Annotated in this window: 8 protein-coding genes; 2 read left to right on the forward strand and 6 right to left on the reverse strand. The window is 41.5% G+C overall.

Annotated elements, in window-relative coordinates:
- Positions 1 to 8 precede the first annotated feature (8 nt).
- The gene (locus IM515_RS05910; RefSeq protein WP_287697913.1) at positions 9 to 596 is read right to left on the reverse strand and encodes a Uma2 family endonuclease; all 588 of its coding nucleotides are present in this window, start codon (positions 594 to 596) and stop codon (positions 9 to 11) included.
- Between the two features lie 302 nt (positions 597 to 898).
- Here IM515_RS05910 and IM515_RS05915 point away from each other — a divergent pair, with 302 nt between their 5' ends.
- Together IM515_RS05915 and IM515_RS05920 are read left to right on the forward strand one after the other, a co-directional pair.
- Positions 899 to 3,619 (forward strand): valine--tRNA ligase, encoded by a 2,721-nt coding sequence (locus IM515_RS05915; RefSeq protein WP_287627444.1) that lies wholly within the window; start codon positions 899 to 901, stop codon positions 3,617 to 3,619.
- 524 nt (positions 3,620 to 4,143) lie between these two features.
- Positions 4,144 to 11,412, forward strand: coding sequence for a Calx-beta domain-containing protein (locus tag IM515_RS05920; protein WP_287627446.1), 7,269 nt, complete (start codon positions 4,144 to 4,146; stop codon positions 11,410 to 11,412).
- 498 nt (positions 11,413 to 11,910) lie between these two features.
- Here the strand turns inward: IM515_RS05920 and IM515_RS05925 are convergent, their stop codons facing one another.
- The 5 genes from IM515_RS05925 to IM515_RS05945 all read right to left on the reverse strand — a co-directional run bounded on the left by IM515_RS05925 (position 11,911) and on the right by IM515_RS05945 (position 15,859).
- Positions 11,911 to 13,347, reverse strand: a complete 1,437-nt coding sequence (locus tag IM515_RS05925) for an NADP-dependent isocitrate dehydrogenase (RefSeq protein ID WP_287627448.1) — start codon at positions 13,345 to 13,347, stop codon at positions 11,911 to 11,913.
- 213 nt (positions 13,348 to 13,560) lie between these two features.
- Entirely contained in the window at positions 13,561 to 14,334 is a 774-nt protein-coding gene (locus IM515_RS05930; RefSeq protein ID WP_287697915.1) for a hypothetical protein, read from the reverse strand.
- 62 nt (positions 14,335 to 14,396) lie between these two features.
- The gene (locus IM515_RS05935) at positions 14,397 to 14,612 is read right to left on the reverse strand and encodes a hypothetical protein (protein ID WP_287627452.1); all 216 of its coding nucleotides are present in this window, start codon (positions 14,610 to 14,612) and stop codon (positions 14,397 to 14,399) included.
- Between the two features lie 28 nt (positions 14,613 to 14,640).
- Positions 14,641 to 15,237 carry a Uma2 family endonuclease gene (locus IM515_RS05940; protein WP_287627454.1) on the reverse strand — a complete coding sequence of 199 codons (597 nt, stop codon included), beginning with the start codon at positions 15,235 to 15,237 and terminating at the stop codon, positions 14,641 to 14,643.
- A 7-nt stretch (positions 15,238 to 15,244) separates the two neighbouring features.
- The gene (locus IM515_RS05945; protein ID WP_287627456.1) at positions 15,245 to 15,859 is read right to left on the reverse strand and encodes a hypothetical protein; all 615 of its coding nucleotides are present in this window, start codon (positions 15,857 to 15,859) and stop codon (positions 15,245 to 15,247) included.
- Between the last annotated feature and the right edge of the window lie 6 nt (positions 15,860 to 15,865).

A 15,865-nucleotide genomic window follows, 5' to 3' on the forward strand; every position in this document is an offset into this window, starting at 1 on the left:
CAACTGGTTTAATCATTGATTATATTAAAAGTAACTCCTTCGTAAATTTCCTGAAAACTGAGATCGAAATTGACAGAAGTTAAAGATAAACTGGTATTTTCGCCCTCGTATTCCGTTAATAACCATTTATTTTCCTCAGTTTTGTTATACTGCATGACATAGGGACGACTTTGACTGATCAGAATATATTCTTGAAATTCCGGCAGCGAACGATAATAGAGAAATTTGTCGCCCTGGTCATAATTTTGAGTTGATTTTGAGAGGACTTCTACTATTAATCTGGGATTGGTAACAGTTGTCTTGCCAGTTTCATAATAAATCGGTTCACCCTCAATTAGCATCACATCGGGATAGGTTGCTTGACGATATTGCGCTATCCATAATTTCACATCACCGATAAAAATATTATATTTCTGTCCTTTGAGGGCAAATTTTAAATAAGCGGCAAAATTGAGAGCAATTTTATTATGATCGGTAGTGTCTCCTGTCATCGGTACGATTTCCCCATCTTGATACTCATGTTTATAGGCTGCCGTTTCCTCTAGTTGTAAATATTCGGCAAAGCTATAGGTACTTTTATCTGTGGCTATGGTCATAATTTAAGTAGCTGGTTATAATTAAATTAAAAATGGATTTTAGGTTCGATCCCCTCTGTCCCCCTTAATAAGGGGGGTGCCGATCTCCCCCTTATTAAGTAGGGTTGATTCATGAATCAACCCTAGGGTTGGGGGGGGGTTGCTTTTTGCCTAATCTCAACAAGCAATTTAAATACTTAACAGCTTAACAGCTATCTTAATAAGACTTTTGAAAATTTTTACCCAGCAACTAAACCAGAATTTGATCTCTCCCAAATGTGGGACAATTGACAAAGAACTAAGAATTGTAGAATCCCCCCATCATGACCTCGGAACTATCGAAGCAATACGATCCCAAGATCACAGAAACGAAATGGCAGCAATATTGGGAAAATCAAGAAATATTTACAGCAAACCCCGAAAAAGGCGGCGAAACCTACTGTATAGTCATCCCCCCTCCCAATGTTACCGGTAGTCTCCACATGGGTCACGCTTTCGAGAGTGCCTTGATTGATACACTTGTTCGCTACAAACGCATGACCGGCAAAAATACCCTCTGGCTGCCCGGCACGGATCACGCTAGTATTGCAGTACAAGCTATACTCGATCGCCAATTAAAAGCCGAAAAAACCGACCGTTATCAACTAGGAAGGGAAAAATTCCTCGAACGCGCTTGGCAATGGAAAGAGGAGTCTGGTAGTACCATTGTTAATCAACTGCGACGCTTGGGGGTATCCGTCGATTGGACGCGGGAACGTTTCACCATGGATGAGGGACTCTCCCATGCTGTCCGTACTGCTTTTATCAAACTCTATGAGGACGGATTAATCTATCGCGGTCAATACTTAGTTAACTGGTGTCCCGAATCCCGGTCGGCCGTTTCCGATTTAGAGGTGGAAAACAAGGATATTGAGGGAAATCTCTGGTATTTTCGCTATCCTCTCAGCGATGGTAGCGGTTATCTTCAAGTAGCCACCACAAGGCCCGAAACCATGCTCGGTGATACTGGTGTCGCTGTCAACCCGCAAGACCCCCGTTATCGCCATTTAATCGGCAAAACCGTCACTTTACCGATAATGGGGCGAGAAATCCCGATTATTGCCGATGAATTAGTGGATCCCGAATTCGGTACTGGTTGCGTCAAAGTTACGCCGGCCCACGATCCCAAGGATTTTGAGATGGGTAAACGCCATAATTTAGCCTTTATTAATATCATGAATTTAGACGGCAGTTTAAACGAAAATGCCGGAATATTCGCAGGTCAAGATCGTTTTGTTGCCCGCAAAAATGTCGTTAAAAAACTCGATGAAGACGGCTTTTTAGTTAAGATTGAAGCCTATCGTCATAGTGTCCCCTATAGCGATCGAGGTAAAGTTCCCGTGGAACCCCTTTTATCTACCCAATGGTTCGTTAAAATTGAACCTTTAGCCACAAAAGCTTTAGCCTGTTTAGATCAGGAAAACTCGCCCCGTTTTGTGCCAGAAAGATGGACAAAAGTTTATCGCGACTGGTTAGTTAAACTAAAAGATTGGTGTATTTCTCGACAACTGTGGTGGGGTCATCAAATTCCCGCTTGGTATATTATCAGTGAAACTAACAACGAAATTACTAACCATACTCCCTTCGTCGTTGCTCAGGATGAAACCTCCGCTTTAGCCAAGGCCAAACAAGAGTATGGAGAGGATATAATTATTCAACAAGACCCCGATGTTTTAGATACTTGGTTTTCCTCGGGATTGTGGCCATTTTCGACTATGGGATGGCCAGAAAAAACCCTTGATCTAGACACCTATTATCCCACCACAACCCTCGTCACCGGTTTTGATATTATCTTTTTCTGGGTGGCCAGAATGACGATGATGGCGGGCTATTTTACGGGACAAATGCCCTTTAAAGATGTCTATATTCACGGTTTAGTTAGGGATGAAAACGGCAAAAAGATGTCTAAATCTGCCAATAACGGCATCGATCCCCTAATTTTAATTGATAAATATGGAACCGATGCTTTACGATATACCTTAATTCGAGAAGTGGCAGGAGCAGGACAGGATATCAGTCTGCAATACAACCGTAAAACCGATGAATCGGAATCCGTAGAAGCTGCCCGAAATTTTGCCAATAAAATTTGGAATGCTTCCCGTTTTGTCATGATGAATCTGGAGGGAAAAACCCCAGAAGAATTGGGAGAACCAGTTTTAGAAAATTTAGAATTAGCCGATCGCTGGATTTTATCTCGTTATCATCAAACAGTACAAAAAACTAGAGATTATCTAGAAAATTATGGCATGGGGGAAGCGGCAAAAGGTCTATACGAATTTATCTGGCGCGATTTCTGTGATTGGTATATCGAGTTAGTGAAAACTCGTTTATGGAAGGATAAAGAATCGGTTTCCTGTGCTACGGCCCAGCAAACTTTGGCTTTTATCTTGGCAGGGACATTAAAATTATTACATCCCTTTATGCCCCATATTACCGAGGAAATTTGGCATCATTTAACCCAAGAAAATCAGCAGGTTTTGGCCTTAGAAACCTATCCAATAGCTGATAGTTCTCTGATCGATCTAGATTTAGAAAATACTTTTGAGTTATTAATTGAAAGTATTCGGGTGTTGCGTAATTTGCGCGCCGAAGCAGGGATTAAACCGGGGGCAACGATCACGGCAATTTTACAGACAGAAAACAGCCAAGAATTAGCTATTTTGCAACGCGGACAAGTGTACTTAAAAGACCTGGCCAAGATCGAAAAGTTAATTTTGACGGCCAAATTAACCGAGGAAGTCAATCAGGCGATCGCTGGTGTTGTCGCTACGGTAGAAATCCTCATCCCCCTGTCCGGATTGGTTGATATATCGGTATTGGCCGGGAAATTAGCGAAAAATTTAGCTAAAGTGGAAGGGGAAATCAAGAGTTTGAGCGATCGCTTGAATAAACCTAGCTTTGTCGAAAAAGCTCCAGAAGCTTTAATCCAAAAAACGAAGCAAGCTTTAGCGGAGGCCGAAAAACAAGCCCAAATTCTCCAAGAACGCTTAAAACGTCTGCGATAGTGTTTTTGTACTAAATAAGTCCAGTGGGCTAGAGCAAAGCTACTGCGATCGAGATTATCGAAAATTTGGGTTTAAAACCCCGTCGTAGAACGACGACTTTTCTTGATCCCTGATATAAGTAGGGAGGCACAATTATTTGTAGGATGGGTTAGCGGTAGCGTAACATAATCGGGCGTTGGGTTTCATGCTTCAACCCAACCTACGTTCATCTGTCTCCTGTCTCGACTAGGAAATTAATTTTGCACGACTACTGAAATAAACAACATTTTGGTTGTTTATTTCTTTTTGTTGCGATTGAGTATTTATACTGGAACTTTTGATCCTAGGATTTCTATAATAGTGTCAGAACAGCTAAGAAGTTGATTTGCGCTCAATTGACTGGGTATATGTAGTCAAGCTCGGCATTTTTATAACAGTTCTAGTCACAATTATCTGGTAAAAGTGTGGGTGATTTTTGTAGGTTAGTTTCCGACTAATCTCCGCTCGGTTTTGCTTGGAATCACAGCTAAGAGAAGGGGTAGATTATGAGTAACGATTATTCTCTCTTATTCGATGGAACCGATGACTATATCAGTATTCCCCATGATTCTAATGCAGTCACAATCACTATTATTGATGATGATATACCAAAACCCGGAACTTTAGCCTTTAGTGATGCTCAATTTAGTGTTAATGAAGACGGAACACCCGTTAATGTTGTCACCATTAATCGTACAGGTGGAAGTGATGGACAAGTTGGCGCGACGATAGCTTTAAGTGATGGAACAGCTAAACGTCCTAATGATTATCCTAATAATTCTATCCCTGTCATCTTTAATAATGGGGAAACCTCTAAAACTATTACTATTCCTATTGTAGATGATCTCCAATTTGAAAGTAATAAAACCCTTAATTTAACCCTAACAAATGCCACAGGTGCCGCAACAATAGGCACACAAGACAAAGCAACTTTAACGATAGTTGATAACGAAGTTAATCAAGTAATCATCCTTGATGAAGGACAAACAAAACTGATTAATAATGCTGTTCTTAAAGCTGTTGAAACTAATAAGTTACCCACAGAGATTATCTATACCTTAACTGATTTACCTGATAACGGTCAGTTAATTCTCAATAATCCCACTGGTAAAGCATTATCATTTGATGGAGGTAGTGATTATGTAAACTTACCAGCTAGTGCTATAGGAGGTGCAATTACAGTTGAAGCTTGGGTTTATGCTAAAGATTCTCATCGCTATTGGCAGAGAATTATTGATTTGGGAAATGGGAGAATAAATAATAATATTGTACTTGGTTGGTATGGCAGTTCTGGTCAAATGTTTATGGAAAATTACCAAGGTAGTAGCACAATAAAAATTATTACCAATGAAATATTTCCTGAAAATCAATGGACTCATGTTGCCGCAGTTACTAATAGCAATGGCAATGCCTATATCTACTGGAATGGTCAAATAAAGGCTTCTGGTAATATTTACCCTGTAGTCAATACTATTCGCTATAATCAGTATATTGGTAAAAGTAATTGGGTTCCTCCTGATGCAGATTTTTATGGAGTTTTTGATGAAGTTAGAATCTGGAATAAAGCCAGAACTCAAGCTGAAATTCAAGCTGACATGAATCGTCAATTAACAGGTAATGAAACTGGGTTGGTCGGTTATTGGAACTTTAATGAAGGTTCAGGAAATACGGTTACAGACTTAACTAATAATCATAATAATGGCACAATTTATGGTGCAACTTGGACAACAGGAATTGTACCCACCAGTACAACTTTAAAACTGGGTGATACTTTCAGCCAAGCTGATATAGATAATGGTCTTTTAACCTATCAGCATAACGGAAGTGAAACCACATCTGATAACTTTAAATTTACCCTTGCCGATGTCAAAAATGAATTTCAGGTTAATACCTATACAACTAATAATCAAGGATTTAATGATAACTACCATCAATCATCAACAACAGCTTTAAAAGATGGTGGCTTTGTAATCGTTTGGTCATCTCAAGGACAAGATGGCAGTGATTGGGGAATCTATGGGCAACGTTACGACATTAATAGTAATAAAATAGGCAGTGAATTTCAAATTAATACCTACACTCAAAATGCTCAATATAACCCCTCAATTACAGCTTTAAATAGTGGCGGTTTTGTTGTGGTTTGGGCATCTAAATTACAAGATGGAAGTGGTAATCCTATTTATGGACAACGCTATGATACTAATGGCAATAAAGTAGGCAGTGAATTTCAAATTAGTACCTATACTCAAGATACCCAATGGTGGGAACCTTATCCTTCAGTAACAACTCTTAATGATGGTGGTTTCTTTGTCACTTGGGCATCTGAATCAGGAGATGTTGATGGTAATATTTATGGACAACGCTATGGTGCTAATGGCAATAAAGTAGGTACTAATTTCCCAATTAATACTTATACTTCTGGAATCCAAATACAAGCGGCCGCAATAACCCTAAATAATGGTGATTTAATCGTTGCTTGGCAATCCTATCCTCAAAATAATGGTCATTGGGGTCTTTATGGACAGCGTTATGACAACAATGGTAATAAGCTAGGCAATCAGTTTCAAATTCATTCTAGTCCTTATTATGATTGTTCTGGCCCGAAAATAGCTGTATTAACTGATGGTGGATTTGTTGTTACTTACGAATCTGGAGACTGGAATGGAAATGGTATTGATGGTAGTGGTTATGGTGTTCATGGACAAAAATTTGACTCCACCGGTAATAAAATAGGCAGTGAATTTCTAATTAATACTTATACTACTGGAAATCAATTTTATCAATCTGTAACTGCTTTAGGTAATGGTGGATTTGTTGTTGTTTGGCAATCCCAAAATCAAGATGGTAGTGGTTATGGTATTTATGGACAGCAATTTGACGCTAATTGTAATAAGATTGGTAATGAATTTGCCATAAATCAATACACTGCTAATAATCAATGGGTTCCTGCCATAACAACCTTAGCAGATGGAAGTTCTGTTATCATTACTTGGACATCAGAAAATCAAGATGGAAGTGGATACGGTATCTATGCACGAAAATTTAATACCAGCGACCCACCTATTTCTACTTTTAACATTACTATTAATAATGTTAATGAAGCCCCGACAAATATCCAACTCAGCAAGAATAACATTGATGAAAATAGCCCTAACGGAACAGTTATCGGCACATTAACTACCACTGATCCCGATGCCAATAATACCTTTAGTTACAGTTTAGTTGATAATGCAGGTGGTCGCTTTGCAATTAACAGTAATCAATTAATTGTCGCTGATGGAACTAAATTAGATTACGAAACTAATCAAAAGCATACTATCACTATTCGGACGCAAGATCAAGGCGGATTAACCTACGATAAATCTTTTGATATTAACCTAATTGATGTGGCTGATTCTGGTGTAATTGCTTTCAGTCAACCTAATTATTCTGTCAAAGAAGACGGTACACCTATCACCGAAATTACTTTAACTCGTAGCATTAATACTCAGGGACAAGTTAGTGTTACTGTTACTCCTAGTAACGGGACAGCAACAGCATCCAATGACTACAATAATGCACTGATTACGGTCACATTTGCTGATGGCGAAACCAGCAAGAAAATTGCTATTCCCATTGTCAAAGATACTGGTTATGAAGGCAACGAAACCGTAAATTTAACCCTCGGTAATCCTACTAATGGCGCAACATTAGGAACACAAAAAACTGCTACTTTAACTATTGTTGATACTCCGATTACTTATTATCTAACGACTGCAACCACTTGGACAGATGCACAAGCACAAGCGCAAGCAATAGGAGGCAATTTAGTTACCATTAATGATGCAGCAGAAAATCAATTTTTAGTTAATGCTTTTGGTGGATCTGAATATTTATGGATTGGTTTTACTGATGCAGTACAAGAAGGTAATTGGCAATGGATTAATGGTGAACCTGTTACCTATACAAATTGGGCATCGGGAGAGCCTAATAATTCAGGTAATGAGGACTATGCTGGTCTTAATTGGGGTGGAATTGGACGATGGAATGATTATAAATTTAATGTCTATAACTTAAGAGGAATTGTCGAGGTTCTTGATGGAACATCTACCATTTCTATCGCTGACGCAACCATTAATGAATCTCAAAACCAAGCAACTGTAACAGTTAAATTAACAGGAATTAGCCAGCAAACCTTTACCATTGATTATAACACCAATGACGGAACAGCAAAAGCCGGACAAGACTATACTTCTGTTAGTGGAACATTAACTTTTAATGCAGGAGAAAGTCAAAAAACTATCACCATTCCCATTAATAATGACCCTGATTCTGAAGGAAATGAAACCTTTACCATCAATCTTTCTAATCCTATAGGTGGCGCAGTTTTAGGAACAAATACAGCTACAATAACGATTATTGATAATGACGTTTCCAGCAACCCCACCGAAGGAGATGACACCCTTTACGGAACACCAGGAAATGATACCATTGATGGCCTAGGCGGAAATGACCAGATTTTTGGACTAGCAGCAAACGATAATCTCTTGGGTGGAATCGGGAATGATACCCTTAACCCCGGTTTGGGAATCGACACCGTAAATGGTAACGATGGAAGTGACTTACTACTCCTCGATTACTCTACCCTAACCACCAATATTACCTCTACCAATACGGGTACAAGTGGCACAATCACCACTACTAATAACAGCGTCACCTACACCAACATCGAAGCAATGAACGTTCAGGGTGGCAGTGGCAACGATACTATCTACGGAACCTCTGGCAACGATACCATCTTTGGCAACGGTGGCGCAGATTACCTCATTGGTGGTGATGGCGATGATAGTCTCGATGGCGGCGCGGGTAATGATACCCTCTATGGTGGGGCAGGAGATGATACCCTCAATGGTGGTGTGGGAGATGATACCTTTAACCTGAGTGGTACAGGTACAGTTATTGGGGGCGATGGGGATGATATCTTTATCTTCTATGGCCCCTATACTGGTATCATCGACGGCGGTGGCGGTAACGATCGCATTGACATAGCACCGGGTTATTCTGGAAATATCGTTTTCCCCGCAACTATCACCGGCATAGAAAGCGTAATTGTACCCGGAAGTGGTGGCGACGATTACCTCATCGGTGACGATGGCAATGATTCCCTCAATGGACAAGATGGTAACGACACCCTCGAAGGACGCGGCGGTAATGATAACCTTTTAGGTGGTACAGGCAACGATGTCATCTACACTGGTTTAGGAATAGATACGGTAGATGGGGGGGAAGGCATCGACCACCTGATCGTAGGCTATTCTAGCCTAACAACTCCAGTCTCCTCAACCTACAGCAATGGTTCAGGGAGTATCAACACCACTGATAACCAAGTAACCTACGATCGCATTGATAGATTAACCTTAATCACCGGCAGTAATCAAGATTTTTTGGCAGGAACAACCGGCAGTGATAGCCTCGATGGACAAGCAGGTAATGACACTCTTTTAGGAGTTGATAGCCATAGCCTCACCCCGGGTCTTAATGAAATTGATACAATGACGGGAGGAACAGGCAGCGATCGCTTTATCCTCGGTGATGAAAGTTGGTGGAGCTACGATGATCGCAATCATAGCAGTAATGGTGCCACAGACTACGCCCTAATTCAAGACTTTAGCTCGATCGAAGATGACATCGTACAACTGCACGGCGACAAGAGTTATTATCGTCTAGAAACCGTCAATAACGATACCCATCTCTACCTAGACCAGCCGGTGGGTGAACCAGATGAACTTATCGCTATTTTCGCCAATCTTACTGGTTTAGAACTGAACTCGGAGGCTTTTGTCTTCATTGCTGCCGCTATAGAATTGCCGCAAGTCAGTCTAGCGGTTAATCCCAGTAATGTCAATGAAAACGGTTCACCGAACCTTATCTATACCTTCACTCGCACTGGAGACAAAACTAATTCTTTAACCGTTAACTTCAACGTCAGTGGAACGGCTACTTTCAGCAATGACTACACCCGTAGTGGGGGTAATAGTTTCAGTGCAACAGCAGGTTCGATTACATTTCTAGCCGGCTCATCCACCGCTACCCTGACCCTCAATCCCACCGCTGATAATATCGTTGAACCCCATGAAACCATTGGCATTACCCTCACCAGTGGCACCAGTTACACGATTGGCACAACCGCAGCCGTGATAGGCACAATTACCAATGATGACGCAGATACCAACAACAACGAACTCATCGGCGGCAGTGGCAATGATAACCTCGGCGGACTAGCAGGTAACGACACAATTATCGGTAATGCTGGCAATGATACCCTCAATGGCGGTGCGGGTGTTGATAGCCTAATTGGAAATACAGGCAACGATACCTATATCATCGATGACCTTAACGATGTCATTGTCGAAAATGCCAACGAAGGAACCGATACTGTTCAAACTTCGATTAATTTCGACTTAACAGCAACCAATCTAGAAAATATCACCCTGTTAGGAACAGATAACCTCAATGCCACGGGAAATAGTTTCAATAACACGCTAATTGGTAATGACGGTGATAACCGACTGCAAGGATTAGCAGGTAACGATAATCTCGATGGCAAGGCAGGTAACGATACTCTCGTTGGTGGTGCTGGCAATGATACTTATACTATCGATGCCGGTGATACGATTGTTGAAAATCCCAACGAAGGAACCGATGCCGTAAAAGCGGGTTTCAGCTACATTCTCGCTAATAACCTAGAAAATTTAACCTTACTCGCTACAGGAAATATTGACGGCACAGGTAATAGCAGTAACAATAGCCTGACAGGAAATAACGGCAATAACCGACTGGAAGGATTAGCAGGTAACGATAACCTCAATGGGGGATTAGGTAATGATACTCTCGTGGGTGGCAGCGGCAATGATAACTACACCATTGATGGGGGAGATACCCTGATAGAAAATCTTAACGAAGGAACTGATACTGTCACAGCTAGTTTTACCTACACTTTGGGAGACAACCTAGAAAACCTCAACCTCAGTGGCAATGCTGCTATTAACGGCACTGGGAACACCCTAAACAACAGTCTTAATGGCAATAGTGGCAATAATCTTCTTCTTGGGTTAGAAGGGAATGATTCTCTTGATGGAAAAGCCGGTAATGACACCCTCGAAGGAGGCGCTGGTGACGACACTTACACCATTGATGTCGGGGATACAATCACAGAAAATGCTAACGCAGGAACCGATACGGTTAAAGTTGGTTTTGCTTCCTACACCCTAACCACTAATTTTGAAAATCTGACTTTAACGGGAACTTTAGCCATTAATGGGACAGGCAATAGCAGCAATAACCTTTTGACAGGGAATAATGCCGCTAACACCCTTACCGGACTAGACGGAAACGATACCCTGCTAGGCGGTAGTGGCAATGATACTCTAGTTGGCGGCAATGGTAATGATATTCTCACAGGAGGTTCGGGACTCGAACAATTTGTCTTGAATGCACCGGGTACCGGCATTGACTCAATTACCGATTTCAAAGTAATCGATGATACCCTTGTGGTTTCTGCGTCTCAATTTGGTGGTGGGTTGACGCTGGGAACGGCTATCGATTCTAGTCAATTCCGCATCGGCGCCGGAGCCACCACAGCAACGACTGCTGACCATCGTTTTATCTATAATTCCACCAATGGAGCTTTATTCTTCGATGCCGATGGTAGTGCCACTACAGCTATGGCGATTCAGTTGGCTACCCTCTCCCCACAATTAGCTTTAACTGCCGGTGATTTTATCGTTGGAGTTTGATAATAAAAAGTAAAGGGTTCTGGTATTGCTGATTTTAACTATGAATTATCTTATACCCCTGTATCATTCGTAAACAGAGGGGTTGAGTATCATCAATCCTTACCTCCTCTTGCCCAAAAAACACAAACAGACAAAGGAAATATTACGACCAAACCCGTTTTATTCCGTTTTGCTGCTCACTCAAAACATCCTACAAGTTTTAACTCATACCAAATTTCTCAATCCATGACAGACATCCACGCTCGAATGCTTGCCAAGCCTGCATTCGTTGTGACGCAAATAAAGAAAAATGGGATCATATTGGTGATTTTCTCTCACTTAAGGTGAGCAGCAGAAGTTGTTCAAAGAGGGCGCAAGCATTGCGCCCCTACAGTAACGGATTTTGTCCACAATGTAGGGGCGAACTGCGTTCGCCCAAAAGGTACATTATCAAAGCGCAAGTCCCTTACGGGATTTTCCGAAAAATAGGGCAGTTTTCAGGCTACCCTAACCGGAAAATTAATCCCCAAAATGGGAGATAATCGCATCGGCAAATTCGGAACATTTCAGGGGAGGATTAACGGGAGGTTCCATCAGACGCGCTAAATCGTAGGTAACTTGTCGATTAGCGATCGCTGCTGCGATGCCTTTTTTAATCAAATCGGCCGCTTCTTGCCATCCCATGTATTCCAACATCATTACCCCAGAAAGAATCACCGAACCGGGGTTAATTCGGTCTAAACCGGCGTGTTTAGGGGCTGTACCGTGGGTTGCCTCAAAAATAGCGCAACTATCGCCAATATTCGCCCCGGGTCCCATCCCTAAACCACCGACGATCGCCGCTGCCGCATCGGAGAGATAATCGCCATTCAGGTTCATGGTAGCGAGGATCGAGTATTCATCGGGACGGGTTTGGATCTGTTGGAAGATACTATCGGCAATGCGATCATTAACCATAATTTTATCTTTCCATTGCCCATTGCCGTGGGTTTCCCAGATAGCATCGAGAACACTGGTCACTTCTTGGCAGATTTTAGCTTTTTTCTCGTCCGTGAGGGCATCATAACCCGGTTCCACCATGCGGGCGTTATCTTCGATGCTCAGATCAGGGTTTTTCTCCTTATTACTCAGGATCCATGATTCCATCTCGGTAACGCACACATCCCGGAATTCACTTTTAGCTAATTCATAACCCCAATCCCGGAACGCCCCTTCCGTATATTTCATAATGTTACCCTTGTGGACAAGCGTAACTTGATTTTTCGGTTTGGGTAAAGTCAGCGCTCGTTCGATCGCCCGGCGGACTAATCTTTGGGAACCCGTCTTACTAATCGGTTTGATCCCGATGCCCGCATCGAGGGGAATTTGTTTGTTACCGTGTTCGGGAGTGGCGGGAATTAGTTCCGTATTGAGATAATTAATCAGTTTATCGGCGATTTCCGTGCCTTGTTTCCATTCGATGCCGAGATAGATATCCTCGGTATTTTCCCGATAGACGATGACATCGAGTTTTTCCGGGGTTTTATGGGGGGAAGGGGTTCCCGCATAGTAACGACAGGGACGAACACAGGCATAAAGGTCAAAAATTTGCCGCAAAGCCACATTCAGGGAACGAATCCCGCCACCGATGGGAGTGGTCAGGGGACCCTTGATGGCTATACCATATTCTTTAATCGCTGTCAAGGTATCTTGGGGTAGATATTGATAAGTCCCGTAGATTTCGCAAGCTTCATCGCCTGCATAGACTTTAAACCAATGGATTTTCCTTTGACCAGCGTAGGCTTTGGCGATCGCTGCATCGATAACTTTTGCGGTTGCGGGCCAGATATCGACCCCCGTACCGTCACCGCGAATGAAGGGAATGATCGGATCGTCGGGAACTAGAGGTTTTCCCTCAGAAAAAGTAATTGTCGAGCCTGTTGTCGGTGGGGTAATTTTTTCGTAGCTCACAGTCATGGGCTTCCAGAAACAGTATTTATCTATACGTTGGGAGTCTAGCGCCGTCAATATCTAGACTCAGGGATTTTGGGTAATTTCTTAAAGATTCCCTTGCTGGTATCAACTTTGTACCTCACCATTAAGATAACTGCGTATTTAAATTGCCTGTTGAGATGAGGCAAGAGACTTCGCAGGAATTTGATGACAGTTTACCCAAAATTGATCGGGAAATTATCGACTAACCGTTGGTTCTATAATCTCAATTTTTTCGATGATACCGAAGTTTTCACTAATTGCTCGTGTTGCTTTCAGTTGACCGGTTACTAAAAACTTCAGCTTCATTTTAATTGAGGATGTATCGGCTGGATTTCCTGCTAAAAACTGAATTTGTCGCAGTTGGGCTAAAATTCCCAAAGAAGCTGCATTATATTCTGTTTTGTAGGTAGTATCTTGATTATAGGCTTCGATTAATTGGTCGTGGTGGGTTAGGATAGAGCCAGCAATGAGAGCCGTTAATTTTTCCAGTTCATTGATACTTGCAGCTTGTACCTCTATGAAAAGTTCTTGTTCAAAATTTCTTAGGCTAAAAATCCCGACAAAAGAGTAGATAAACAGGATACTTTTCGCTTTTGATATATCATAGGTAAAGTTACACTCTTGCGTTTTATAATTGATGGTAAAGTCTTGTTTTTCCTGAAGCCAAATTTGCTTTTCTGTTAAGGTACCTTCAGCAAAGAAAGCTTGACACTGAACCGTTCCTTGTAGGGGTGTTTTGGCTAAGATATATGGTCCTAAAGGTTTTCCTTGGATGACAGCCAGTTTTTCCCGAAACTCTTCTGGACGCGGTTGATTAGAGGTGTTTTCTCCGGGTTGTTGGCTGATGGTAAAGCAACCCGGAGTTATAACAATCATCGGGAGATTACTGCTATCATTTGAGTCAACCGGTCCGGCCTTAATGTGTTGCTCTGCGGGAGAAACAACGCTTGCTAAGGTTTTAACTAGCAAGCTGATTATTCTCAAAACTAGGTTTTGAATCATGGCAGTTTTGGGGAAGAATATTAACTACTTCATTGAGAGAGAACTTCTACTTTTTTAGCGTCGTCAAGATTTTCTTCTTCCTCAGCTTTAGCCAGCAGTTCTTCTAATACTTGAATTGCGCCACTGATGCGAAGCATGGTAGTTCTTAGATTAGACTCTTGTGTTTCTAGATCAGCTAACATTTTTTGACCAGACTCATATTCAGCTTTGAGTTGTTCGATGCGTTCTTGGATTTGTTCTTTCATAGGAATAAATCGTGGGAAAAGTTAGTTTTTAAACTAGGGTTTCTAGATCGTACCACAAAAACTGTAAGTTAAGGACAAATCCGGGTAAAATATCTTCTCCTGATAAAGTAGCAGGCTTTTTTAAGACTTCTACGGGTTGATCAGCGCGATAAATTTCGACAAGTTTATTTTTGGTATCAATTAACCAGCCTAAGCGCATTTGGTTGGCTAGGTATTCCTGCATTTTCTCCCGTAAGGGTTTCATCTTGTCTGTTTTAGAGCGCAATTCTAAGACAAAATCAGGACATAATGGGGGAAAGGTGTCTTGTTGTTCGCGGGTTAGACAATTCCATCGTTCTCGACTAACCCAAGCGACATCAGGAGAACGGTTTGCGCCATTGGGAAGGCTAAATGCTGTGGAGGAATCAAAAACCTCTCCTAATTGGGTTTGTTCGTTCCAAATGACAAAACGACTAGCGAGTTTAGCGTTGTATTTCCCTGTGCTTCCTCCAGTAGGTGACATCATGATTAATTCGCCGGTATTACTGCGTTCAAGGCGGAGTTCTCGGTTGGCTATTGCTAGTTTTTTAAACTGTTGTTGGCTGATTTTGCAATGGTTTGGCAGATTAATTATCGCTGGTTTCATAAATCATCTACTCTCCTGGCTCTTCATTGATGATAGCATGGTATAAGATGCCTAAAATTTTGTTGATGTCTTTAATATAATACTCACTCAAATCAATCTCAACGGTTTTACCTACAAGTTTTAAAAATCTCCAGATAGTTCCAATGGTCACGACTCCGTAAATGACAGGGGTTTTATTACCTTCCTGTTGGTTGAAGATTTGAGCAGCGATCGCTTCAGCGATACACTGACCAAATCCTGAGTTTAAGTTTTCATTTTTCGCCTCGACAATTGTGACAATCGGCTGACGAATAAATAACTGTTCTGGATTTTTACTGATAATAAAGTCGCAAATACCGTTCAAGCCTTGGCTGAAATCGACAGTAAAGTCAACTCCAGAAAATAGACTAATTTGGTGTTTTAATTTCCTTCGCAACTCTAATAGGACGGGAGCAATAATCATTTCTGAACGAGCTTTTTCGGTGTTGATAGCTACTGCTAAATCGACAGTTTCCCGGAGAGTTGTTATTAAATGTTCACTAGACTCTAGTTCTGGAATGGTATCAAATAATTCAGAGTTTTCCTGAATGGTTAAATCAAAAATTTTCACTAATTCATCTAATTTAAAATTGCTATAAGCCATTTACAT

It is taken from the genome of Microcystis sp. M44BS1, from assembly GCF_020244875.1.
GTDB classification, from domain to species: domain Bacteria; phylum Cyanobacteriota; class Cyanobacteriia; order Cyanobacteriales; family Microcystaceae; genus Microcystis; species Microcystis panniformis.